The organism is Streptomyces sp. NPDC085937, assembly GCF_044540535.1.
Classification (GTDB): Bacteria; Actinomycetota; Actinomycetes; order Streptomycetales; family Streptomycetaceae; genus Streptomyces.
In genome coordinates this window covers 1-24,188 of sequence record NZ_JBITSH010000012.1, presented here as the reverse complement: position 1 = coordinate 24,188, position 24,188 = coordinate 1, and the positions used below count along the sequence as shown (strand labels likewise).

Here is a 24,188-nt window from a genome sequence, read left to right as displayed (position 1 = left end):
TTCGCCGCAGCCTCGTCCGCCCGAGCGTCACCCGGACGACATCGGCGGGGGCATCCACGCACCGCGGTGAGAATCGCAAAAGGGCTGGTTAGCGCAGCCTTTCCTTGCTGGCAGGAGGTTCGGCCGAGGCGTAGACTGGCTTCCGTCGAAAAGTAGAACAAGTCCAAAGAAGCGCCCGGACGAGGGCGCCGAGAGTGTCCTGGGGGACCGGCATGGCCATCATCGAGACCGAGGCGACGCTGCACGAGGCGCACCGCGACAACCACACCCACCGCGACGTGAACGGCGGCTGGCTGCGCCCGGCGGTGTTCGGCGCCATGGACGGGCTGGTCTCCAACCTCGCCCTGATGACGGGCGTCGCCGGCGGCGCGGTCGGCCAGCAGACCGTCGTCCTCAGCGGCCTCGCGGGACTGGCCGCCGGTGCCTTCTCCATGGCGGCCGGCGAGTACACCTCCGTCGCCTCCCAGCGCGAGCTGGTCGAGGCCGAGCTGGCCGTCGAGCGGCGCGAACTGCGCAAGCACCCGGCGGACGAGGAGGCCGAGCTTGCCGCGCTCTACGAGGCCCGCGGGGTCGAGTCGGAGCTGGCCCGCGAGGTCGCCCGGCAGCTCTCCCGCGACCCCGAGCAGGCGCTGGAGATACACGCCCGCGAGGAGCTGGGCATCGACCCCGGTGACCTGCCGTCGCCGACCGTGGCCGCCGTGTCCAGCTTCGGCTCCTTCGCCCTGGGCGCGCTGCTGCCGGTCCTGCCCTTCCTGCTCGGCGCGAGCAGCCTGTGGCCGGCCGTGCTGGTCGCGCTGCTCGGACTGTTCCTGTGCGGTGCCGTGGTGGCCAAGGTCACGGCGCGGTCCTGGTGGTACAGCGGACTGCGGCAGCTGGCCCTCGGCGGTGCGGCGGCCGGTGTGACGTACGCCCTGGGCTCGCTGTTCGGAACGGCCGTAGGATGAGGTCCCTTGCGTTTATGCGAAGCCTCGCATAAATAATCATTACTCGCTGGTTTCGCACGTGTGACCAGTGGGCATGAGCCGTACGCGCTGAAGGCAATGAGGCCTGCGGCGCGCCCAGCGGGCGAGGCGACGAAGCCTCTCCCCGCCGTCGGACCGGCGGACACCGATCTGCCCGCCGCGGTCCCCCACAGCCTCTCGTCGACAGGCGCGGAACCCCGCCGCGACCCCCTCGATGTCCGCATGCTGGAACGGAAGTCCCGGTTCCCGAGAGTCGTTCCATCATGTAACCTGCACGAAATTTAGCCACGCAGAGGGCCAACGTCGTCCCTCGGCACGCACATGCCACATGACGACGACGGGAGAGCCGATGCGTACGCCGCGCCAGCCGTCCCAGCATTCCTCGAACGACCGCACGAGCTGGTCGTTCATGGATGCTCGCCCTGCTGCGCAGGGTATGTACGACCCCCGCAACGAGCACGACGCCTGCGGCGTCGGCTTCGTCGCCACCCTCACCGGCGAGGCGTCCCACACCCTGGTCGACCAGGCCCTCACGGTCCTGCGCAACCTGGAGCACCGCGGTGCCACCGGCTCCGAGCCGGACTCCGGCGACGGAGCGGGCATCCTGTCCCAGATCCCGGACGCCTTCTTCCGTGAGGTGGCCGGTTTCGACCTGCCCGAGGCGGGCGGGTACGCCGCCGGCATCGCCTTCCTGCCCGGGGAGGGCACGGACGCCGCCGTCGCCCGCATCGAGGAGATCGCCGCCGCCGAGGGGCTGACCGTGCTCGGCTGGCGCGAGGTGCCGGTCGCGCCCCAGCTGCTGGGCGCCACCGCCCGCTCCACCATGCCGGTCTTCCGGCAGCTCTTCGTCTCCGACGGCACCAGCCGGGACATCGCCCTGGACCGCAAGGCGTTCCTGCTGCGCAAGCGCGCCGAGCGCGAGGTGGGCGTCTACTTCCCGTCGCTGTCCGCGCGGACCATCGTCTACAAGGGCATGCTGACCACCGGCCAGCTCGAGCCCTTCTTCCCGGACCTGTCCGACCGCCGCTTCGCCTCCGCGATCGCGCTGGTGCACTCCCGGTTCTCCACGAACACCTTCCCGTCGTGGCCGCTGGCGCACCCGTACCGCTTCGTCGCGCACAACGGCGAGATCAACACCGTCAAGGGCAACCGCAACTGGATGCGCGCCCGCGAGTCCCAGCTGATGTCCGACCTGTTCGGCACGGCGAAGGACCTGGAGCGCACGTTCCCGGTCTGCACCCCGGACGCCTCGGACTCCGCCTCGTTCGACGAGGTGCTCGAACTGCTGCACCTGGGCGGCCGCTCGCTCCCGCACTCCGTGCTGATGATGATCCCGGAGGCGTGGGAGAACCACGACTCCATGGACGCCAGCCGGCGCGCCTTCTACCAGTACCACTCCACGATGATGGAGCCCTGGGACGGCCCGGCCTGCGTCACCTTCACCGACGGCACCCAGGTCGGCGCCGTGCTCGACCGCAACGGCCTGCGCCCCGGCCGCTACTGGGTCACCGACGACGGCCTGGTCGTCCTCGGCTCCGAGGTCGGCGTCCTCGACATCGACCCGGCGAAGGTCGTCCGCAAGGGCCGCCTCCAGCCCGGCCGCATGTTCCTCGTGGACACCGCCGAGCACCGCATCATCGAGGACGACGAGATCAAGGCCGCCCTCGCCGCCGAGCACCCCTACGCCGAGTGGCTCGAGGCCGGCGAGATCGAGCTGAGCGACCTGCCCGAGCGCGAGCACATCGTGCACACCCACGCCTCGGTCACCCGCCGGCAGCAGACCTTCGGGTACACCGAGGAGGAGCTGCGCGTCATCCTCGCCCCGATGGCCAAGGCCGGCGCCGAGCCCATCGGCTCCATGGGCACTGACTCGCCGATCGCCGCGCTCAGCGAGCGCCCGCGGCTGCTGTTCGACTACTTCACCCAGCTGTTCGCGCAGGTCACCAACCCGCCGCTGGACGCCATCCGCGAGGAGCTGGTCACCTCGCTGCGCTCCTCCCTCGGCCCGCAGGGCAACCTGCTGGAGCCGACGGCCGCGGCGTGTCGCAGCGTCACCCTGCCCTTCCCGGTGATCGACAACGACGAGCTGGCCAAGCTCATCCACATCAACGCCGACGGCGACATGCCCGGCTTCAAGGCCGCGACCCTCTCCGGCCTCTACCGGGTGGCCGGCGGCGGCGAGGCCCTCGCCGCCCGAATCGAGGACATCTGCGCCGAGGCCGACGCCGCCATCGAGAACGGCGCCCGCCTGATCGTCCTGTCCGACCGGCACTCCGACGCCGAGCACGCGCCGATCCCGTCGCTGCTCCTCACCGCGGCCGTCCACCACCACCTCATCCGCACCAAGCAGCGCACCCAGGTGGGCCTGCTGGTCGAGGCCGGCGACGTCCGTGAGGTCCACCACGTGGCCCTGCTCATCGGCTACGGCGCCGCCGCGGTCAACCCGTACCTGGCGATGGAGTCGGTCGAGGACCTGGTCCGCGCCGGTACCTTCCTGCCGGGCGTCGAGCCCGAGAAGGCCATCCGCAACCTCATCTACGCCCTCGGCAAGGGCGTGCTGAAGGTGATGTCCAAGATGGGCATCTCCACCGTCGCCTCCTACCGCGGCGCCCAGGTCTTCGAGGCCGTCGGTCTCGAGGAGGGCTTCGTGGAGAAGTACTTCAACGGCACCACCAGCAAGATCGGCGGCGTCGGCATCGACGTGATCGCCAAGGAGGTCGCCGCCCGCCACGCCAAGGCGTACCCCGCCTCCGGCATCGCCCCGGCGCACCGCGCCCTGGACATCGGCGGCGAGTACCAGTGGCGCCGCGAGGGCGAGCCGCACCTGTTCGACCCGGAAACGGTCTTCCGTCTCCAGCACTCCACGCGCTCCGGCCGCTACGAGATCTTCAAGAAGTACACGGAGCGGGTGAACGAGCAGTCCGAGCGGCTGATGACGCTGCGCGGCCTGTTCGGCTTCAAGCCGGGCCGGGGCCCGATCCCCGTGGAGGAGGTCGAGCCGGTCTCCGAGATCGTCAAGCGCTTCTCCACCGGCGCCATGTCGTACGGCTCCATCTCGCAGGAGGCGCACGAGACCCTCGCCATCGCCATGAACCAGCTGGGCGGCAAGTCCAACACCGGTGAGGGCGGCGAGGACCCGGAGCGCCTGTACGACCCGGCCCGCCGGTCGTCCATCAAGCAGGTCGCCTCCGGCCGCTTCGGCGTGACCTCCGAGTACCTGGTCAACTCCGACGACATCCAGATCAAGATGGCCCAGGGCGCCAAGCCCGGCGAGGGCGGCCAGCTGCCCGGCCACAAGGTCTACCCGTGGGTGGCGAAGACCCGGCACTCCACGCCGGGCGTGGGGCTCATCTCCCCGCCGCCGCACCACGACATCTACTCCATCGAGGACCTCGCCCAGCTGATCCACGACCTGAAGAACGCCAACCCCCAGGCGCGCATTCACGTCAAGCTGGTCTCCGAGGTCGGCGTCGGCACCGTCGCCGCGGGTGTCTCCAAGGCCCACGCGGACGTCGTGCTGATCTCCGGCCACGACGGCGGCACCGGTGCCTCGCCGCTGACCTCGCTCAAGCACGCGGGCGGCCCCTGGGAGCTCGGTCTCGCCGAGACCCAGCAGACCCTGCTGCTCAACGGCCTGCGCGACCGCATCGTCGTGCAGACCGACGGCCAGCTGAAGACCGGCCGTGACGTGGTGATCGCCGCGCTGCTCGGCGCCGAGGAGTTCGGCTTCGCCACCGCCCCGCTGGTGGTCTCCGGCTGCGTCATGATGCGCGTCTGCCACCTGGACACCTGCCCGGTCGGCATCGCCACCCAGAACCCGGTGCTGCGCGACCGCTTCACGGGCAAGGCCGAGTACGTGGTGAACTTCTTCCGGTTCATCGCGCAGGAGGTCCGCGAGCTGCTGGCCGAGCTGGGCTTCCGCTCCATCGAGGAGGCCGTCGGCCACGCCGAGGTCCTCGACGTGACCCGCGCGGTCGACCACTGGAAGGCGCAGGGCCTGGAGCTCGAGCCGCTGTTCCACGTGCCCGAGCTGCCCGAGGGCGCCGTCCGCCACCGGGTCGTCGCCCAGGACCACGGCCTGGAGAAGGCGCTCGACAACGAGCTGATCAAGCTCGCCGCCGACGCGCTCTCCGCCACCGGCGCCGAGGACGCCCAGCCGGTGCGCGCCCAGGTCGCCATCCGCAACATCAACCGCACGGTCGGCACCATGCTCGGCCACGAGGTGACCAAGAAGTTCGGTGGCGCGGGCCTGCCCGACGACACCATCGACATCACCTTCACCGGCTCCGCCGGCCAGTCGTTCGGCGCCTTCGTCCCGCGCGGTGTCACGCTGCGCCTGGAGGGCGACGCCAACGACTACGTCGGCAAGGGCCTGTCCGGCGGCCGGATCGTCGTGCGGCCCGACCGGGCGGCCGACCACCTCGCCGAGTACAGCGTCATCGCGGGCAACACCCTCGCCTACGGCGCCACCGGCGGCGAGATGTTCCTGCGCGGCAAGACCGGTGAGCGGTTCTGCGTCCGCAACTCCGGCGCGCTGGTCGTCTCCGAGGGCGTGGGCGACCACGGCTGCGAGTACATGACGGGCGGCCACGCGGTCGTCCTCGGCGAGACCGGGCGCAACTTCGCGGCCGGCATGTCCGGCGGCGTCGCCTACGTCATCGACCTCGACCGGGACAACGTCAACGCGGGCAACGCCGGCTCCGTCGAGGCGCTGGACGACGCCGACAGGCAGTGGCTGCACGACGTGGTCCGCCGGCACCAGGAGGAGACGGGTTCCACCGTCGCCGAGAAGCTGCTCGCCGACTGGGACACCGCCGTGGAGCGCTTCAGCAAGATCATCCCCAGCACGTACAAGGCAGTGCTCGCCGCCAAGGACGCCGCCGAGCGAGCCGGTCTGTCCGAGACCGAGATCACCGAGAAGATGATGGAGGCGGCGATCAATGGCTGACCCGAAGGGCTTCCTGAACCACGGCCGCGAGGTCGCCACGCCCCGCCCGGTCGAGGAGCGCAAGAAGGACTGGAACGAGGTCTACGTCCCCGGCTCCCTGCTGCCGATCATCAGCAAGCAGGCCAGCCGCTGCATGGACTGCGGCATCCCGTTCTGCCACAACGGCTGTCCGCTCGGGAACCTCATCCCCGAGTGGAACGACTACGCCTACCGCGAGGACTGGGGCGCGGCCAGCGACCGGCTGCACGCCACGAACAACTTCCCCGAGTTCACCGGGCGGCTGTGCCCCGCCCCGTGCGAGTCGGCGTGCGTGCTCGGCATCAACCAGCCGCCGGTCACCATCAAGAACGTCGAGGTCTCGATCATCGACAAGGCGTGGGAGACCGGTGACGTCGCCCCGCAGATCCCCGAGCGGCTGTCCGGCAAGACCGTCGCGGTCGTCGGCTCGGGCCCCGCGGGCCTGGCCGCCGCCCAGCAGCTGACCCGGGCCGGCCACACCGTCGCCGTCTACGAGCGGGCCGACCGCATCGGCGGCCTCCTGCGGTACGGCATCCCCGAGTTCAAGATGGAGAAGCGGCACATCAACCGCCGCATCGAGCAGATGCGCGCGGAGGGCACCAAGTTCCGCACCGGCATCGAGATCGGCCGCGACATGCCGGCGACCGCGCTGCGCAAGCGGTACGACGCCGTCGTCCTCGCGGTCGGCGCGACCACCGCGCGCGACCTGCCGGTGCCGGGCCGCGAGCTCAACGGCATCCACCAGGCCATGGAGTACCTGCCGCTGGCCAACAAGGTGCAGGAGGGCGACTACGTCTCCCCGCCGATCACCGCCGAGGGCAAGCACGTCGTCGTGATCGGCGGCGGCGACACCGGCGCCGACTGCGTGGGCACCGCCCACCGCCAGGGCGCCGCCTCGGTCACCCAGCTGGAGATCATGCCCCGCCCGAACGACGACCGGGACCCCCTCGCCCAGCCCTGGCCGACCTTCCCCATGCTGTACAAGGTCACCAGCGCCCACGAGGAGGGCGGTGAGCGGGTCTACTCCGTCTCCACCACCCACTTCGAGGGCGACGAGGACGGCAACGTCCAGTGGCTGCACCTGACCGAGGTGGAGTTCGTCGACGGCAAGCTGACCCAGAAGCCGGGCACCGAGCGCAAGATCCCCGCGCAGCTGGTCACCCTGGCCATGGGCTTCACCGGCACCGACCGGGACAACGGCCTGGTCGAGCAGTTCGGCCTGGAGCTGGACGCGCGCGGCAACATCGCCCGCGACGGCGACTTCCAGACCAACGTGCCGGGTGTGTTCGTCGCCGGTGACGCCGGCCGCGGCCAGTCGCTCATCGTGTGGGCGATCGCCGAGGGCCGCTCGGCCGCCCAGGGCTGCGACCGCTTCCTCACCGGGGCCAGCGCGCTGCCCGCCCCGATCCGCCCGACGGACCGCGCCCTGGCGGTCTGACCCACCCCGAGACGTCCCGCACAAAGGCGTGCGGAACACCGCGGCGCCTGCCCGCCAGTCCCCGACCGGACCGACTGGGCAGGCGCCGCGAACACGTTCAGGACAGGGTGTAGTGGTCCCCGTACATCTCCCAGGTCAGCGGGGTGGCAAGGTCCAGGTTCCCGGCCTGGAGGAAGCGGCGCTGCGCGGTGTCGACACGGGAGGTGTCGCGGTCCGGGTACCGGGTGAGCATGGTGTCGCGGCGGACGTCGAGGAAGGCGCCCAGGTACTTCTTCTCGCCGCCCCCCGCGGCGGGTGTCTTCGCCTGCTTCAGCACGCGCTCCCGCAGGGCGTAGAAGCCGGTCTCGTCGGTGCCCGTGCCGTGGAAGACCATCGCGTCGAAGTAGACGAACTGGCCGAGGGTGCCCAGGCCGTCCAGCTTGGCCAGGCGCACCGCCGGTTCGAAGTAGACGCGGTCGCGCTCCTCCTCCTGCGCCGCGCGGAACTCCGGCACCTCGGCCTCAGCCTTCCAGGCGTCCGTGAAGCCGGGGTCCAGCCCCTCGTGGGAGTCCGTGCCGTCGACCTTCCGCAGGGCGGGCAGATAGCGCGCGAGACCGTTCCCGGGGTGCTTCTCCGTGTAGTGCTCCACCAGGGTGAGCAGGTCGTGGGTGCCGGTGCAGAAACCGATGATGCCCGCGGTGTAGCCGCAGTCGTCGTCCCGGTCCTCGATGATCCCGTAGGTGGAGCGCCAGTCGGTGGTGGAGTGCTCGGCGCTCGCCACCAGCTTGTGGGCCAGCTCCTTCTTCGCCGGGGCGGCCAGACCGGGCGGCAGGGAGGCGATGATCTCGTCGTCCTTGTCCCGCTGCTCCTCGTGGTCCTGCTCGGCGCGGTCCTTCACGTCGTCCCGGGAGGACTGCGCACCGACCGACGTCGGGGCGGCCGGCGCGTCCGCGGCCCCCGACGGCAGGACGAAGTACACCGCCGTGGCGACCACGGGGACGCCCGCGAGGAAGAGCACACCGGCACGTTTCACTGGGGGATCCCTCCACCTGTCAGTTCGGACACCTTGACCACCGTCAGGACCGCCAGCAGCACCGCCAGCCCCACGCACGCGCCGATCTGCACCGCCGCCCGGCGGCCGTCACGGGGGGCGTACGCGAACGCCAGGGCCACCAGCCCGCCCGTCAGCAGCCCGCCCAGGTGGCCCTGCCAGGAGGTGAAGAGCGCGGACACCACCAGCCACAGCAGCAGTCCGCCCATGAGGCGGTTCACCCCGCCCATGTCGGCGCCCACCCGCCGGGCCATCACGTAGTAGGAGGCCCCCAGGCCGAACAGGGCACCGGACGCGCCGACCGTGGGGTCCGAGGGCGCGATCAGCAGCACCAGCACCGAACCGCCCAGCGCGGACAGCAGGTACAGGGTGAGGTAGTGCAGGCGGCCCAGCATCGGCTCGACCATCCGGCCCAGGTTCCACAGGGCCACCATGTTCATCACCAGGTGGAGGACGCCGAAGGTGCCCTCCGTGGGCGGCAGGTGCAGGAACGCGCCGGTCAGCAGCCGGTACCACTCACCGCCCGCCAGCCCTTCGGGGGCGAAGCCCGGGGGGTACGCGTCGGTCCACAGGTAGTGACCGCCGTCCGGGCCGGCCAGCCCCGCGCCCAGCATCGCGAACCGGTCCACGACCTCCGGCCGGACCACCTCCGCCAGGTACGCCAGCACGTTCAGGACGATCAGCACGTACGTCGCGACGGGCACGGCCGAGACCCGGCCGCCCACCAGGGTGCGCGCCTGCCGCATCGACCGGGCGCCCTCCCGCACGCACTCCGGGCACTGGTGGCCCACGGCCGCCTCGCGCATGCAGTCGGGGCAGATGTACCGGTCGCAGCGGACACAGCGGACGTGACACTCGACCCGCGGATGGCGGTAACAGGTGGTGACGACGGACTCGGGCTCCACAGGCCTGCTCCTCGGCGGGGTCGGGACAGAAACGGGCCGGCGGGGACGGCGGCGCACACGACGACAGCGGCGAACAAAATAGCGAACACCTGAGACATGAGCGAATACCGGGGTGAAATGCCGCTTCTGTGGCGGTCGTTGCAGGGGTGGCGCGGTGGCGCGGGGCCCGGCCCTCAGGTGTCGCACTCCAGGACGGTCCGGCACACACCGCACCGCGCCCGGACACGCCCCGTCACCGGGACCCGGATCCGCTGGTGGCAGGTGGGACACGGGAACGACACCCGCAGCGGCCCGTCGCCGTCCGCCGAGAACCGGTACGGCGTCTCCCGCCCCGGCCCGGCCGCCTCCGCGTGCCCCAGGGCGTGCCGCCGGTCCCGCGCGTACCGGCGCCGCCCGGCCCACCCCGCGGAGCACAGCGGCGGCTGCTCCGCGTCGCGCCGCGCCAGCGCCATGCCCTCCCGGTACGCCGAGTACGCCTGCGCACTGGTGAACCACACCGACGGGTCCTCGCCGAACAGCAAGGACCGCTTCGCCAGCACGTAGCCGAACTCCTCAGGCGTGAGGTACCCGAGCTTCTGCGAGGACGCCCCGTCCTCCCGGAACGCGTCCAGCAGCAGCCAGCCCGCGCCGAGGTACGTCGCCGCGGTGTCCGTGAGGATCTCGTTCTCCCGCGTCGACGGGAACGACAGCCCCAGCCGGTGCAGGTACACGTGCGCCACCTCGTGCGCCAGCGCCGCCCCGATGTCCCGCCGATGGTCACGGAACCGGTCGTTCAGCTCGACGAAGTACTCCGGGCCCGCCGTCAGTTCCACGTTCGCCGCATGCGTCATCTCACGGAACCCGACGATCAGCCGCGCGTCCGGCAGGCGGTAGTGCCCCACCATCTCGTGGGCCACCCGCTGCGCCCCCAGATGCAGGTCGTCCGTGTCGCAGAACGCCACGTCCGCCGGTGCCACGCTCACCGAGAAGGTGCGGACCGTGTCGTACGACAGGCGCCGGTACAGCGCCGTGACCGACTCCCGCACCGTCCGCAGATGCGGGTAACCGTGCTCCACCGGCCCGCCGTTCGCCACGTCGCACCCCCGCCGCGCTGGACCCCGTTCCACTCTACGGGCCCGCCCCCGGCGCCGCCCCGTCCGCGCCCGGGGCCGCCCGGCCGTAGGCTGAACCGCCATGACCACCAGCAACGCCGCCACCCCGGACGCCGACCCCGCCGTCCTCGACGAGCTGACCCGTCTGCGCGACAGCATCGACAACATCGACGCGGCCGTCGTCCACATGCTCGCCGAGCGCTTCAAGTGCACCCAGCAGGTGGGCCGGCTCAAGGCCGAGCACCGGCTGCCACCCGCCGACCCCGGACGCGAGGCCCGCCAGATCGCCCGGCTGCGTGCCCTCGCCGAGAGCGCCAAACTCGACCCGGCCTTCGCGGAGAAGTTCCTGACGTTCATCATCGCCGAGGTGATCCGCCACCACGAACGCATCGCCGACGACACCGCGAACGGCACGGCCTGAGCGCGGCGGACACCGTCTCCTCCTCCGCGGGGAGTGACAGGGCGGCCCGCGCGGTGCATGCTGCGCCGTGCACTCCTCGTCCGCCGGCGAGCACCGTCCGTCAGCGCCCGGAGCCACACCCGGACCCTGACGGGGGAAGGACGTGCGCCATGCCGCCCACCGCCCGCATCCTCCTCGTGGACGACCACGAGGACACCCTGTACGCCCTGGAGAGCGCCCTGGCCCCGCTGGGCCACCTGCTGGGCCGGGCCACCAGCGGCGACGAGGCGCTCAAGCAGCTGCTGCGCGGGAACGTCGGCCTGCTCCTGCTCGACGCGCACCTGCCCGGCACGGGCGGGCTCGACGTCGTGCGCCACATGCGCCGCCTGGAACAGACCCGGCACGTCCCCGTCGTCCTGCTCACCGGCTTCGCCCGCGACCGCCGCCTCGGCGCCGCCGCCTACCGCCTCGGCGTGGCCGACCTGGTCACCACACCCGTCGACCCCTGGGCCCTGCGCACCAAGGTGCGCCACCTGTACGACGCCCACCAGCGGCGGCTCGCCCTGGAGGCCGAGATACGCGCCCTGCGCGCCCGGCTCGACGAACACGGCACCCCGCCCGCACGCCCCGCGCCGCCCCGTCCGCGCGCGCACGTGCCTCCCGCACAGCCCCCGGGGGCGCACACCGCGGAGCTCGGCGGGGACCGGACATAGGCCGCGTACCCCATCCTCCTCTGTGCCCGGCCGACGCCATCAGGCAGCATGGCGTGCATGTCCGTACTGACGCGCGACGAAGCGCAGAACCGAGCACAGCTCATCGACGTCCACCGCTACACGATCGCCCTCGACCTGACCGCCGGGGACGAGACGTTCGACTCCCGCACCCTCATCAGGTTCAGCGCCCGCACCGACGCGGACACCTTCGTCGAGATCAAGCCCGCCGAGCTGCGCACCGTCACGCTCGACGGACAGCCCCTGGATCCCGCCCTCCTCGACGACGGCCGGCTTCCGCTGAAGAACCTCACCGCCGGCGAGCACGAGCTGCTGGTCGACGCGCGCATGCACTACTCCCGCACCGGCGAGGGCATGCACCGCTTCACCGACCCCACCGACGGCGAGACCTACGTCTACACCCAGCTCTTCCTGGACGACGTGCAGCGCGTCTTCGCCGCCTTCGACCAGCCCGACCTCAAGGCCGTCTTCGACCTCACCGTCACCGCGCCCGACACCTGGACGGTCCTCGCCAACGGCGTCACCGAGCACACCGGCGGCGGCGTGTGGAAGGCCGCCCCCACCCCGCTGATCTCCACCTATCTCGTGGCCGTCGCCGCCGGCCCCTGGCACTCCGTGCGCACCGAGCACCGCGGCCTGCCCTTCGGCCTGCACTGCCGCCGCTCCCTGGCCCCGTACCTGGACACGGACGCCGAGGAACTGCTCGACATCACCCGCGCCTGCTTCGACCGCTACCACGAGAAGTTCGAGGAGCCGTACCCCTTCGACTCCTACGACCAGGCCTTCGTCCCCGAGTTCAACGCGGGCGCCATGGAGAACCCCGGACTGGTCACCTTCCGGGACGAGTTCGTCTACCGCTCCGCCGTCACCGACACCGAGCGGCAGACCCGCGCCATGGTCGTCGCCCACGAGATGGCCCACATGTGGTTCGGCGACCTCGTCACCCTGCGCTGGTGGGACGACATCTGGCTCAACGAGTCCTTCGCCGAGTACATGGGCTACCAGACCCTCAACGAGGTCACCCCCGCGAGCCCCGGCGGACAGCCGCCCCGCTGGCGCGGCACCGACACCTGGACCGACTTCGGCGTCTCCCGCAAGGCCTGGGGCTACGACGCCGACCAGCGGCCCTCCACCCACCCCGTCGCCCCGGAGCACGTCGAGGACACCGCCTCCGCCCTGCTCAACTTCGACGGCATCTCCTACGCCAAGGGCGCCTCCGCGCTGCGCCAGCTCGTCGCCTGGCTCGGCGAGAAGGACTTCCTCACCGGCATCAACATCCACTTCGAGCGCCACCGCTTCGGCAACGCCGGACTCGCCGAGTTCATCGACTCGCTGGCCGCCGCCACCGAACGCGACGTGCACGCCTGGGCCGACGCCTGGCTGCGCACCACCGGCGTCGACACCCTCGTCCCGGAGGTGCGCGGCGGCGAGTCCGGCTCCTGGACCCTCGCCGTCCGCAACCTGGGCGACGTCCGCCCCGCGCCCGCCGACGGCACCACCCCCGACCGGGACGGCGTCGGGCGCCCGCACCGCATCACCATCGGCGTCTACGACCGCGACCTGCACGACGCGGGACACCTCGCCCCACGCGAGCGCATCGACGCCGACGTCCCCGCCGACGGGACCGTCTCCCTCGGCACCGGCGGCACCCGCCCCGCCCTCGTCGTCCTCAACGACGGCGACCTCACCTACGCCAAGATCCGCTTCGACACCAGGTCCCTGGCCACCCTGCGCACCCACCTGTCCGGCCTGCCGGACCCGCTCACCCGCGCCGTCGTGTGGAACGCGCTCCGGGACGCCGTACGGGACGGCGAGCTGCCCGCCGCCGACTACCTCGACATCGCCCGCGCCCACCTGCCCCACGAGACCGACGTCGCCCTCGTCCAGGGCGTCCTCGCCTTCGCCTCCGGACACGTCGCCGACCGCTACCTGAGCCCCGACCGACGGCCGGCCGCGCTCGCCACCCTCACCGACCTGTGCCGCGACCTCATCCGCCGCACCGAGGACGGCGACCACCCCGGCCTGCGCCTGGTCGCCGTGCGCCACTCCATCGACGCCGCCGCCCACCCCGAACCCGTCGCCGCCTGGCTCACCGAGGGCACCGTCCCCGGAGGCCCGGAACTCGACCCCGAACTGCGCTGGCGCGTCCTCGCCCGGCTCGCCACGCTCGGCGCCGTCACCGAGACCGACATCGCCGAGGAACTGCGCCGCGACCCCAGCGCCACCGGCCAGGAGGGCGCCGCCCGCTGCCGGGCCGCACTGCCCGACCCGGACGCCAAGGCCCGTGCCTGGGACGCCATGTTCGCCTCCGACGACCTGTCCAACTACCTGTTCACCGCCACCGCCCAGGGCTTCTGGCAGCCCGAACAGGCCGAACTGGTCCGCCCGTACGTGGCGCGCTACTTCAAGGACGCCGTCGCCGTCGCCGCCCGCCGGGGCCCCGCCATCGCCGAGGCCGCCGGACGCTGGGCCTTCCCCGCCCACGCGGTCGACGCCGAGACCCTGAGGCTCGGCGAGAAGTGCCTGCGCAAGGCCGACCCGATCCCCGCCCTGCGCCGCAAGCTGGCCGACCAGCTCGACGACCTGGCCCGCGCCCTGCGCGTCCAGGAGGCGTGACGGCGGACGGGAACGCCGCGGGGGCGCCGCCGGACGAACCGGCGGCGCCCCCACATGCCGTACCCCGGACGGTCAGAACACCGGCGTGCCGTCCCGGGTCAGCCGCCAGTCCTCCGACGCGAAGTCCTTCGGGTCCAGCACGCCCTTGGCCGTCGCCCACTCCGCGATCCGGGTCCGGATCTCCGTCGACTCCGCCCACAGCTCCTGCGCCGACGCCACGTGCGGGAACGCGCCGCCTCCGTTCGCCCGGTAGTTGTTCACCGCGAACACGAACCGCTGCGCGTCGTCCACCGGGGCGCCGTCGAACGTCAGGTTCCTGATGCGCGACCCGGCCGGCTGGGCGATGTCGATGTCGTACTTCACGCCCGACACGTAGTCGTAGTTGTAGTCCGGACGCCCGCCCGCGTTCGTCAGCTTGTCGACGTCCACCGGCGCGCCGGCCGCGGTCTGCGTGAAGTACTCCGCCGAGTACTCGAGGTACGCCCGCACCTGAGCACCCGTCAGCAGCTTCGCGACCAGCGTGTTGTCGTACACGTACAGGCTGGAGAGGTCCCGGATGGTCACCTCGCCCGCCGGAATCTCGCTCGTCCGCGAGAACGGCGACGCCTGCGACAGCACCGGCAGCGACGCGTACTCCGTGCCCGCCAGCGCCTCCCTGACCACGTCCTCCTGCACCTTGCTGATCAGGTCGATGATCGGCGCGTCCTTGTAGCGCGCCTCCACCGTCGTCAGCGTCTCGGTGGCCGTCCCCACCACCTGGTTGACGTACGCCACCACCCGCGCGTGCTCGTCGCCCAGCAGCCGCGTGATGCGCGGGTCGTCCTCCACCGTCGCCGCGTCCCGCAGCGACGCCTTGACCGACTCCACCTGCCAGCGGCCCCGCTCGAAGGTCAGCTCGACGTCGAAAAGGGTCAGCCGCTCGGCGTAGCACAGCGGCTCCGACAGCACGACCTCCTTGCCCGTCTCCTCGTTGGTCACCCGCAGCTCCGCGATCTCCGCGTGCGCGTGGCCGACCAGGATGGCGTCGATGCCCGGCACCCGCCGCGCCACGTTCGCCGCCGCGTTCTCCACGTGCGGCAGCTGGTCACCGTAGGAGGAGGTGCCGGACGTGCCCGAGTGCGCCGACACGATGACCACGTCCGCGCCCATCGAGCGCAGCTTCGGCACCCACTTCGCCGCCTGCTCCTCCAGACCCGGGAACGTCAGCTTCCCCTGCACGTACGCCTTGTCCCAGATCGCGATGCCCGGGTTGGTCAGCCCCAGCACCGCCACCTTCACCGGCGCCGCGCCCTTCACGTGGAACTTCTTGACGAAGTACGGAGGGAAGGCGGGCTTCAGCGTCTTCGCGTCCACGGCGTTGGCGCCGAGCAGCGGGAAGTCGCATTGCTCCTCGAACTTCCGCAGCGTCTCGATGCCGTAGTTGAACTCGTGGTTGCCGAGCGCCACCGCGTCGTACCCGATGGCGTTCATCGCCTGCGCCATCGGGTGCACCGGGCCGCCCTTGGCGGTGATCGGGTCCACCTTGGCGTAGTAGTACGTCAGCGGCGTGCCCTGGATGGTGTCGCCCGCGTCCAGCAGCAGCGTGTTCTCCCGGCCCCGCTCCCTGCGGATCCGGTCCACCAGCGTGGACACACGCGCCAGCCCCTGGGCGTTGCCGTCCGTGTCCTGGTACTCGGCGTCCTTGAAGTAGTCCCAGTTGAAGACGTGCCCGTGCAGGTCGGTCGTGCCCATCACGGTCAGCGCGTACCGCTTCACCGGCTTCTTCCCCCGTCCCGCAGGTGCTGCGGCCTCGGCCGCGGGAGTGGCCACCGTACCCGCCAGCGCCACCCCCGCCCCCGTGACGGCGGACTTCTTCAGGAACTTCCGGCGGTCCAACGGCATGTCAGGTTCTCCTCGTACGACGACGGCGCACAACGCGCGTAGATTCGCCCGACGATTCTGACCTGAACACGTCGACCCGGAACAGACCCCTCAGGTTGCGATCCGATGACCGGCCCCGCACGCTCATCTGAGCGGCCCCGCGCACACTTCGACACTTGTCAAGAGCCCCTCACCCGCACGACGTTGAGTGGTCACGCGCCGCCAGATCGCTACCGGCAAGTAAGGCCTAGGGTCGAACCATGCGCCGAGCGAAAATCGTCTGCACCCTCGGGCCCGCGACGGACACGTACGACCAGATCAAGGACCTGGTCGACGCCGGAATGGACGTGGCCCGCTTCAACCTCAGCCACGGCGAGCACGCCCAGCACGAGGAGCGGTACCGAAGGGTGCGCAAGGCCGCCGACGAGACCGGCCGCAGCGTGGGCCTCCTCGCCGACCTCCAAGGCCCGAAGATCCGCCTGGGCCGTTTCACCGAGGGCCCGGTACTCCTCGAACGCGGAGACACCTTCACCATCAGCGTCGAGGACGGCGTCGAAGGCGACCGCCACCTCTGCGGCACCACCCACGCCGGCCTCGCCGACGACGTCACCCCCGGCGAACGCATCCTCGTCGACGACGGCAGGGTCACCCTCGAAGTCACCGCCGTCGACGGCCCCCGCGTCCGCACCACCGTCGTCGAGGGCGGCGTCGTCTCCGACCACAAAGGCCTCAACCTCCCCGGCGTCGCCGTCTCCGTCCCCGCCCTCTCCAAGAAGGACGAGGACGACCTGCGGTGGGCGCTGCGCACCGGATTCGACGTCGTCGCCCTCTCCTTCGTCCGCGGCGGACGCGACGTCAAGGACGTCCACCGCATCATGGAGGAGGAAGGCCGCCGGCTCCCCGTCATCGCCAAGATCGAGAAGCCCCAGGCCGTCGACAACCTCGACGAGATCGTCGCCGCCTTCGACGGCATCATGGTCGCCCGCGGCGACCTCGGCGTCGAAATGCCCCTCGAACAGGTGCCGATCGTCCAGAAACGCGCCGTCAAACTCGCCCGGCGCAACGCCAAGCCGGTCATCGTCGCCACCCAGATGCTCGACTCGATGATCGACAACGCCCGGCCCACCCGCGCCGAGGCCTCCGACGTCGCCAACGCCGTCATCGACGGCACCGACGCCGTCATGCTCTCCGGCGAGACCAGCGTCGGCAAGCACGCCGTCGAGACCGTCCGCACCATGGCACGCATCGTCGAGGCCGCCGAGGAGGACATCCTCGCCCGCGGCCTGCCACCGCTGACCGAGCACAACAAACCCCGCACCCAGGGCGGCGCGGTCGCCCGCGCCGCCGCGGAGATGGGCGACTTCCTCGGCGCCCGCTTCCTCGTCGCCTTCACCCAGTCGGGCGACACCGCCCGCCGTCTGTCCCGCTACCGCTCACCGATCCCGCTGCTCGCCTTCACCCCGGACCCGGCCACCCGCTCCCAGCTCAGCCTCACCTGGGGCGTGGAGACCTTCCTGGGCCCGCACGTCGAGTCCACCGACGCGATGGTCGACCAGGTCGACGAGCTGCTGCTGCGGTACGCACGCTGCGCGAAGGGCGACGCGGTCGTCATCACCGCCGGCTCCCCGCCCGGGGTCTCCGGCTCCACCAACCTGGTCCGCGTCCACCACATCGGCGAGGACGACAGCCCGAAGTGACGGCACCGGGCCCCGGTCAGTACTTGGGGCCCACGTGGAGGTCCATCAGGGCGACGGACGCCTTGCGGGCGATGGAAATGTTCCGGGCCCCGGCCCAAGCCCATTCGACGCCCACCCTGTCGAGTGCGGACGTGAAAAGACCGATGATGTCGGCCGACAGATTGGTGAAGAAGTACCGCGGATACGTGTGGCATCTGCGCTCACCGGCCACCACCCGAGTCGCCCAATTGACGGTGCGGCAGCCGTCCGAATGGATCAGGCCACGGATGAACTCCCAAGGGTGGGCGTCGACAATGCTCTGCTGCCAGCCCTCGAGCACGATGTCACGCAAGTGCTTCTTCCCGGGCCCGTGCTGGGGGAACAGTGCGGGCCAGTGCCGCGAATAACTCGTCACCATCCGGCAGCCCTGCTTCGGCACGAGAGAGACCTTCACGGCCGGGCGCACCCTGGTGATGGCCTCACGGCACTCGTCGATGAGGCCGGGCCACGCGTCCGCGCAGGCGATCCGCATGTAATGGCCACCGCGCGGATGGGCGCTGATGCATCCGTCGCCCAGGTAGAGGCCCAGCAGGTACGCGTACGCGCGTGCACAGGCGGGGGGGACCGGGGTGGTGAGATTCCGGGGTGGGCGTGGTGTCCGGACGGTTCCGCCAAGCACGGAGCGCGGAGCGCGAGATCCCGGTCTCCCGGCTCACGGAACTCAGACTCCGGCCCTGATCCACCAGTGCCAGAGCACGTCTGCGGGTGCTGATGTCGTACATAGGGCCCACGATCGCCGGAGAGCCGCATCCGGACCCGGTGAAACAACGGGATTCAGGCGAACGGGGAAATCCGCTATCCGTGTCAGCCTTGAGATCGAAGGAAAAAGTGCCCCAGGTGGGATTCGAACCCACACTGTCCGCTGTTTGAGAGCGGCCTCTCTAACCAGTTGGAGTACTGGGGCCTTCGAAAGCAAGGGGTGCGGCGCCCCCTCGCGCCCCTACCTTACCGCAGCTAGGTAGGCTCTTGGCAGCAGAGTTCTGCCTCGCACCAAGGAGCCCACGTTGAGCGCCCCCGAGTCGCCCCAGCCCGCAGACGTGCCCGACGACGACAAGTCGCACGTGCCGCCGATGACGACCCGCGTCGTCATCGCCGAGGACGAGGCACTGATCCGGCTCGATCTCAAAGAGATGCTCGAGGAGGAGGGGTACACGGTCGTCGGCGAGGCCGGCGACGGTGAGCAGGCCGTCGAGCTGGCGCGCGAGCACCGCCCCGACCTGGTGATCCTCGACGTCAAGATGCCCAAGCTGGACGGCATCTCCGCGGCCGAGAAGATCGCCGAGGAGTCCATCGCCCCGGTGCTGATGCTGACCGCGTTCTCGCAGCGCGACCTGGTGGAGCGGGCCCGGGACGCGGGTGCGATGGCGTACCTGGTCAAGCCGTTCAGCAAGAGCGACGTGGTGCCCGCGATCGAGATGGCGGTGTCGCGGTTCACGGAGCTGAAGGAGCTGGAGCGCGAGGTCGCCGACCTGAGCCAGCGTCTGGAGACGCGCAAGCTGGTGGACCGCGCCAAGTCGGTGCTGCAGACGCAGTACGGGCTGACGGAGCCGGCGGCGTTCCGGTGGATCCAGAAGACGTCGATGGACCGGCGGATGTCGATGCAGCAGGTCGCGCAGGCGGTCATCGACGACGCCGAGGAGAAGAAGGCAGCGAAGGGCGGCTGAGCGGGGCCGCCGCCCGGGGTCCCGGGTACGACGAAGGCCCGCGCCCCCCGACCGGGGGCGCGGGCCTTTCGCCTGCGGGTTCAGTCCTCGCCGAGGTAGGCCTTGCGGACCGACTCGTCGTGGAGGAGGTCCCGGCCGGTGCCGGACAGGACGATGTTGCCGACCTCCATGACGTGGCCGTGGTCGGCCAGCGAGAGGGCGGCCTGGGCGTTCTGCTCGACGAGCAGGATGGTGGTGCCCTGGGACTTCAGCTCGGCGATGGTCGCCATGATCTTCTGCATCATGATCGGCGACAGACCCATGGAGGGCTCGTCGAGCATGAGGAGCTGCGGCCGGGACATCAGGGCCCTGCCCATGGCGAGCATCTGCTGCTCGCCGCCGGAGAGGGTGCCGGCGGCCTGCTTGCGGCGTTCCCCGAGGATAGGGAAGAGGTCGTAGGCGCGCTGGATGTCCTGTTCGATGCCCGCCTTGTCGCTGCGCAGGAAGGCACCGAGGCGCAGGTTGTCCTCGATCGTCATGCGCGGGAAGATGTGCCGCCCCTCGGGGGAGTGGGCGAGCCCGAGAGAGACGATCTTGTGGGCGGGGATCTTCTTCAGCGACCTGCCGTTGAACTTGATCTGGCCGCCGACCGGCTTGAGGAGCCCGGAGAGCGTGCGCAGGGTGGTGGTCTTGCCGGCGCCGTTGGTGCCGATGAGGGTGACCACTTCGCCGGCCTCGACGCTGAACGAGATGCCCTTGACGGCCTGGATCTTGCCGTAGGCGACTTTCAGGTCCTCGACCTCGAGGAGTGCGGTCATCGGTCGTTCTCCTTGCCGGGCGCGGCGTCGGTGGTGGCCTCGGCCTCCGTCTGCGCCTGTGCTTCTGTCTCGGCGTCCGTGTCGGCGTCGGCGCTCGCCTCGGTCTCCGCTTCGGCGTCCGCCTCGGCGGCGTCCGTGCCTGCGTCCGCCGGCCCGGAGCCGGCCGTGCCGGCGGGCGCCTGGGGCCGGCCCGCCGCCTGGGCCGCCGCCTCGGCGGCCTCGACCTCGGCGACCTCGGCGGCACCGGGGTCGTCCGCGAGGGGCTCACCGATGTACGCGGCGATCACGCGTTCGTCGCCCTGGACGGTCGCGGGGTCGCCCTCGATCAGCTTCTCTCCCTGGACGAGCACGGCGACCCGGTCGCAGAGGTTGAAGATGAACCGCATGTCGTGCTCGATCACGAGGACCGCGGTGCCCTGGTCGCGGATGGCGAAGATGAGTTCCTCGGCCGCCCGGGTTTCCTGGGGGTTCATGCCCGCGGTGGGTTCGTCGAGGAGCAGCAGCCCCGGTTCGCTGGCGAGGGCGCGGGCGATCTCCAGCTTGCGCTGCTCGCCGTAGGGGAGGTTGCGCGCGAGGTGGTCGGCCTTGTCGGCGAGGCCGACGAACTCCAGCAGCTCCATGGCCCGGGCGCGGGAGGCGGCCTCCGCCTTGTGGAAGCCGGGTCCGCGCAGGACGGCGGACCAGAAGCCTTCCTTGGTGCGGGTGTGCCGCCCGACGAGCACGTTCTCCAGAACCGTCATGTTGGCGAACAGCCGGATGTTCTGGAAGGTGCGGGCGATGCCGGCGGCGGTCACCTTGAAGGACTTGGGCGGCAGCACCTTGTCCTGGTAGCGGACCTCGCCCTCGGTCGGGATGTACAGCCCGGTGAGGCAGTTGAAGAAGGTGGTCTTGCCGGCGCCGTTGGGGCCGATGAGACCGACGATCTCGCCGCTGCGGACGGTGAGGTCGACGTCCCGGACGGCGGTGAGGCCGCCGAACCGCATGGTGACGCCGCGGGCGTCGAGGACGACGCTGCCGGGGTCGGACGCGCCCGCGGCGGTGTCCTTGGTGGTGGTGTCGGTGGTCATGGTGGTCAGGCCCCCGTCTTGCTCAGGACTGTGGGCGCGTCGGCCTCTTCGTGGAACTCCAGCTGGCGGCGGCGGTTGGGGATGAGGCCCTCGGGACGGAAGCGCATCAGCAGCACGAGCGCGAGACCGAACGCGAGGAGCTGGTAGTCGCCCAGGAACTGGAGCTTGTTGGGGATCAGGAAGAGCAGCGCCGCACCGAGGAGGGGTCCGGCGATGGTGCCCATGCCGCCGAGCACGACCGCGGCGAGCAGGAAGGCGGAGTTGGGCGGGGTGGTGCCGGCGAACAGGTACTGCTCGGGGGTCACGGTGTAGGTGACGTGTGCCTGCACCGTTCCGGCGAGGCCGGCGAGGGTGGCGCCCACGGCGAAGGCGATGAGCTTCACGCGGAAGCCGTTGATGCCCATGGCGAGGGCGGCGGTCTCGTCCTCGCGGATGGCGACCCAGGCGCGGCCGATGCGGGAGTCGCCGCTGCGCCGGAAGACGAGGACGACGACGGCCGTGATGAGCAGCATCAGGAAGAAGTAGTTCGCGAACCGGCCGATGGTGAAGCCGCCGATGTCGTGTGCGATGCCGAGGTCGAAGCCGAGGATGTTCAGGTCCGGGATGGACGCGATGCCGTTGGAGCCGTTGGTGAGGTCCGGTCCGGAGGTGCCGTCGGTGTTGTTGACGGCGATGCGGAAGATCTCACCGAAGCCGAGGGTGACGATGGCGAGGTAGTCGCCGCGCAGTCGCAGGGTCGGTGCGCCGATCAGCACACCGAAGATCAGCGAGGCGGCGGCGCCGACGAGCACGGCGGCCCAGAAGGGGAAGTGCACGCCGAACGGTGAGCTGGGGGAGCCGGAGACGAGTGCGGCCGCGTAGGCGCCGACGCCGAGGAAGGCGACGTAGCCGAGGTCGAGCAGGCCGGCGAGGCCGACGACGATGTTCAGGCCCAGGGCGACGGTGGCGAAGATGAGGATGTAGACGCCGAGGGTGGCGTACTGGTCGTCGGTCTGGGTGAAGGGGAACAGGGCCGCCGCGATGAACGCGCCGCAGACGGTGATGTTCTGGTGGCGTGCGCTGATCTGGGAGGCGTGGGCGATCAGGCCGGAGCGGTTCAGCGCGCTGAAGCCGAAGCCGGCGGTGATCAGGAAGCCGACGAACAGCTCGTCGTACTCGGTGCCGATGCCGTAGGTGAAGACGACCAGGGCGAGCGCCAGGATGCCGACGATGACGAGGATCTCGGCGTAGGACGGCAGGGTGCGCAGGGGGCGCGGGCTGCCGGAGGAGAGGGCGGCGCGGAGCACGGCCATGGCGTGGCCGACGTCGTGCTTGAACTGCTCCCAGCCGGTCTCGTCGGGGTCGATCGGGTCGGGCTCGGGCCGCTCGAAGGGGAGGGCCAGGGCGCCGAGGAGGGCTATGAGCGTGGCGGCGGCGACGAGGTAGCCGCCGGGCTCGAGGTTGACGACACCCCCGAGTTCGGTGCTGATCGAGACGACGGTGTACCAGGCGGTGGCGAAGGTGCCGAGGACGGCGTACTTCACGGCCGCGTCGGCGCCGGCCGGGGTGAGCCAGCGCAGTCCCTTGACGCCGTAGGAGGCGAGGCAGAACAGGGTGGCGAGGGCGCCGCCGACGAGGACCAGGACCTGCAGTCCGCCGGGGTAACCGTAGACGGTGAGGTCGCCGGGGAACTCGGCGGTCCAGGTCCAGGCGAGGAAGGTCGAGACGACGGCGAGGACGCTGCCGCCGGTGGCGAGGGCGCGGCCGAGGTGGGCGGGGATGCCGATGAGCCCGGAGGGGGTGCTCGGGGCGGGTGCGGCCACGGTCTCGGATGCGGTGGTCTGTGTGGTCATCGGTGTCACGCCCTGTCCGCAACGCGCTCGCCGAGCAGGCCCTGTGGCCGGAACAGGAGCACGAGGATGAGGAGGATGAAGGCCCAGACCTCGGCCCAGGACTGGCTGCCGAACTTGTCCAGGCCGGGGATGTCCGCGATGTAGGCGGTGGCCAGGGTCTCGACGACGCCGAGGACCACACCGCCGATCATGGCCCCGTAGATGTTGCCGATGCCGCCGAGCACGGCCGCGGTGAAGGCCTTGAGGCCGAGGATGAAGCCCATCTTGAAGTCGATCTGGCCGTACTTCAGACCGCTGGCGACACCGCCGACGGCGGCGAAGACGGCGCCGAGGGCGAACGCGATCACGATGATGCGGTCGGTGTTGACGCCCATGAGCTTGGCGGTGTCCGGGTCCTGCGCGGTGGCCTGCATGCCGCGGCCGGTGCGGGTGCGCATCACGAAGTAGGCCAGGAAGGCCATGCTGACGGGCGCGGCGACGAGCAGGAAGATGTCACCGGTCTGGATGGTGGCTCCGCCGATGGTGAAGGGGCCGCCCTCGATCTGGGGGAAGGGCAGCTTGGACTTGGCCTCGGGGTAGAAGGCCCAGACGGCCTGCTGGAGGGCGAGGGAGAGTCCGATGGCGGTGATGAGCGGGGCCAGACGGGGGGCGCCGCGCAGCGGGCGGTAGGCGAACCGTTCCGCTCCGATGGCGACCAGTACCGAGACGATCATGGCGCCGAGCAGCATGAGCGGCAGGGCGACCCACATGGAGGTGCCGTCCGGCAAGACGTACAGGTGCACGGTGATGGCGCCGAAGGCGCCGACCATGAAGATCTCGCCGTGGGCGAAGTTGATGAGCTGGACAATGCCGTAGACCATTGTGTAGCCGATGGCGACCAGGCCGTACATGGATCCCAGTAGCAGGCCGTTGACCAGCTGCTGCGGCAGTTCGTTCACCGCATGTCCTCCGAGACTTTCGGAATGTTCGACGGATGGGCCGGAACCGGGTCCGGGGGGGGGGGCCCGGGGGCACCCCCCCCCCCCGCCCCCGGGGGGGGGGGGGGGGGTGTTCAACCGGGTAAGATGCGGGCAAGTCCCTGGCCGCCGAGGCC

General features: G+C 71.0%; 16 protein-coding genes, 1 tRNA gene and 1 pseudogene. 8 read left to right on the top strand and 10 right to left on the bottom strand.

Going from position 1 to position 24,188, the window contains the following annotated elements:
- Window positions 1-212: 212 nt before the first annotated feature.
- The 3 genes from ACIF8S_RS24050 (at window position 213) to ACIF8S_RS24040 (ending at window position 7,366) form a co-directional block, all read left to right on the top strand.
- Window positions 213-944, top strand: coding sequence for a VIT1/CCC1 transporter family protein (locus ACIF8S_RS24050; RefSeq protein ID WP_352166516.1), 732 nt, complete (start codon window positions 213-215; stop codon window positions 942-944).
- Between the two features lie 367 nt (window positions 945-1,311).
- A complete protein-coding gene (gltB, locus tag ACIF8S_RS24045) occupies window positions 1,312-5,910 on the top strand; it encodes a glutamate synthase large subunit (protein WP_400001878.1) in 4,599 nt (1,532 codons plus the stop codon).
- Complete coding sequence (locus ACIF8S_RS24040; RefSeq protein ID WP_400001613.1) at window positions 5,903-7,366, top strand: glutamate synthase subunit beta; 1,464 nt, start codon at window positions 5,903-5,905, stop codon at window positions 7,364-7,366. Before gltB ends, ACIF8S_RS24040 begins: the two co-directional genes overlap by 8 nt.
- Before the next feature lie 97 nt (window positions 7,367-7,463).
- Here the strand turns inward: ACIF8S_RS24040 and ACIF8S_RS24035 are convergent, their stop codons facing one another.
- The 3 genes from ACIF8S_RS24035 to ACIF8S_RS24025 all read right to left on the bottom strand — a co-directional run bounded on the left by ACIF8S_RS24035 (window position 7,464) and on the right by ACIF8S_RS24025 (window position 10,374).
- A complete protein-coding gene (locus ACIF8S_RS24035) occupies window positions 7,464-8,378 on the bottom strand; it encodes a chitosanase (protein ID WP_400001612.1) in 915 nt (304 codons plus the stop codon).
- On the bottom strand, window positions 8,375-9,301 hold the full coding sequence (locus tag ACIF8S_RS24030; RefSeq protein WP_400001610.1) for a rhomboid family intramembrane serine protease: 927 nt from the start codon (window positions 9,299-9,301) through the stop codon (window positions 8,375-8,377). Before ACIF8S_RS24030 ends, ACIF8S_RS24035 begins: the two co-directional genes overlap by 4 nt.
- 173 nt (window positions 9,302-9,474) lie before the next feature.
- Window positions 9,475-10,374 carry a hypothetical protein gene (locus tag ACIF8S_RS24025; protein WP_400001608.1) on the bottom strand — a complete coding sequence of 300 codons (900 nt, stop codon included), beginning with the start codon at window positions 10,372-10,374 and terminating at the stop codon, window positions 9,475-9,477.
- 100 nt (window positions 10,375-10,474) lie between these two features.
- Here ACIF8S_RS24025 and ACIF8S_RS24020 point away from each other — a divergent pair, with 100 nt between their 5' ends.
- From ACIF8S_RS24020 to pepN, 3 genes are all read left to right on the top strand, one after another.
- Complete coding sequence (locus tag ACIF8S_RS24020; protein ID WP_024882496.1) at window positions 10,475-10,813, top strand: chorismate mutase; 339 nt, start codon at window positions 10,475-10,477, stop codon at window positions 10,811-10,813.
- A 149-nt stretch (window positions 10,814-10,962) separates the two neighbouring features.
- Window positions 10,963-11,505, top strand: coding sequence for a response regulator (locus tag ACIF8S_RS24015; protein WP_349793672.1), 543 nt, complete (start codon window positions 10,963-10,965; stop codon window positions 11,503-11,505).
- Window positions 11,506-11,553: 48 nt separating this feature from the next.
- On the top strand, window positions 11,554-14,139 hold the full coding sequence (gene pepN, locus ACIF8S_RS24010) for an aminopeptidase N (protein ID WP_400001606.1): 2,586 nt from the start codon (window positions 11,554-11,556) through the stop codon (window positions 14,137-14,139).
- Between the two features lie 72 nt (window positions 14,140-14,211).
- Here pepN and ACIF8S_RS24005 read toward each other — a convergent pair whose 3' ends face one another.
- Entirely contained in the window at window positions 14,212-16,020 is a 1,809-nt protein-coding gene (locus ACIF8S_RS24005) for a bifunctional metallophosphatase/5'-nucleotidase (protein WP_400001604.1), read from the bottom strand.
- 239 nt (window positions 16,021-16,259) lie between these two features.
- Here ACIF8S_RS24005 and pyk point away from each other — a divergent pair, with 239 nt between their 5' ends.
- Complete coding sequence (gene pyk / locus ACIF8S_RS24000; RefSeq protein ID WP_400001602.1) at window positions 16,260-17,696, top strand: pyruvate kinase; 1,437 nt, start codon at window positions 16,260-16,262, stop codon at window positions 17,694-17,696.
- Between the two features lie 16 nt (window positions 17,697-17,712).
- Here pyk and ACIF8S_RS23995 read toward each other — a convergent pair.
- Together ACIF8S_RS23995 and ACIF8S_RS23990 are read right to left on the bottom strand one after the other, a co-directional pair.
- Window positions 17,713-18,457 (bottom strand): annotated as a pseudogene (locus ACIF8S_RS23995) (helix-turn-helix domain-containing protein).
- A 107-nt stretch (window positions 18,458-18,564) separates the two neighbouring features.
- Window positions 18,565-18,639, bottom strand: a tRNA-Leu gene (locus tag ACIF8S_RS23990).
- A gap of 100 nt (window positions 18,640-18,739) precedes the next feature.
- Between ACIF8S_RS23990 and ACIF8S_RS23985 the strand changes: the two genes are divergently transcribed.
- Window positions 18,740-19,399, top strand: a complete 660-nt coding sequence (locus tag ACIF8S_RS23985; RefSeq protein ID WP_349793681.1) for a response regulator — start codon at window positions 18,740-18,742, stop codon at window positions 19,397-19,399.
- Between the two features lie 80 nt (window positions 19,400-19,479).
- Here ACIF8S_RS23985 and ACIF8S_RS23980 read toward each other — a convergent pair whose 3' ends face one another.
- The 4 genes from ACIF8S_RS23980 to ACIF8S_RS23965 are packed head-to-tail and all read right to left on the bottom strand — an operon-like array spanning window position 19,480 to window position 24,033.
- Window positions 19,480-20,196 carry an ABC transporter ATP-binding protein gene (locus tag ACIF8S_RS23980; protein WP_400001599.1) on the bottom strand — a complete coding sequence of 239 codons (717 nt, stop codon included), beginning with the start codon at window positions 20,194-20,196 and terminating at the stop codon, window positions 19,480-19,482.
- On the bottom strand, window positions 20,193-21,263 hold the full coding sequence (locus ACIF8S_RS23975; RefSeq protein WP_400001598.1) for an ABC transporter ATP-binding protein: 1,071 nt from the start codon (window positions 21,261-21,263) through the stop codon (window positions 20,193-20,195). The genes ACIF8S_RS23980 and ACIF8S_RS23975 overlap by 4 nt, the downstream gene beginning before the upstream one ends.
- Window positions 21,264-21,268: 5 nt before the next feature.
- Window positions 21,269-23,095: a branched-chain amino acid ABC transporter permease gene (locus tag ACIF8S_RS23970; protein ID WP_400001596.1), complete on the bottom strand. Its 1,827-nt coding sequence runs from the start codon at window positions 23,093-23,095 to the stop codon at window positions 21,269-21,271.
- A 5-nt stretch (window positions 23,096-23,100) separates the two neighbouring features.
- Entirely contained in the window at window positions 23,101-24,033 is a 933-nt protein-coding gene (locus tag ACIF8S_RS23965; protein ID WP_400001594.1) for a branched-chain amino acid ABC transporter permease, read from the bottom strand.
- Window positions 24,034-24,188: the final 155 nt, after the last annotated feature.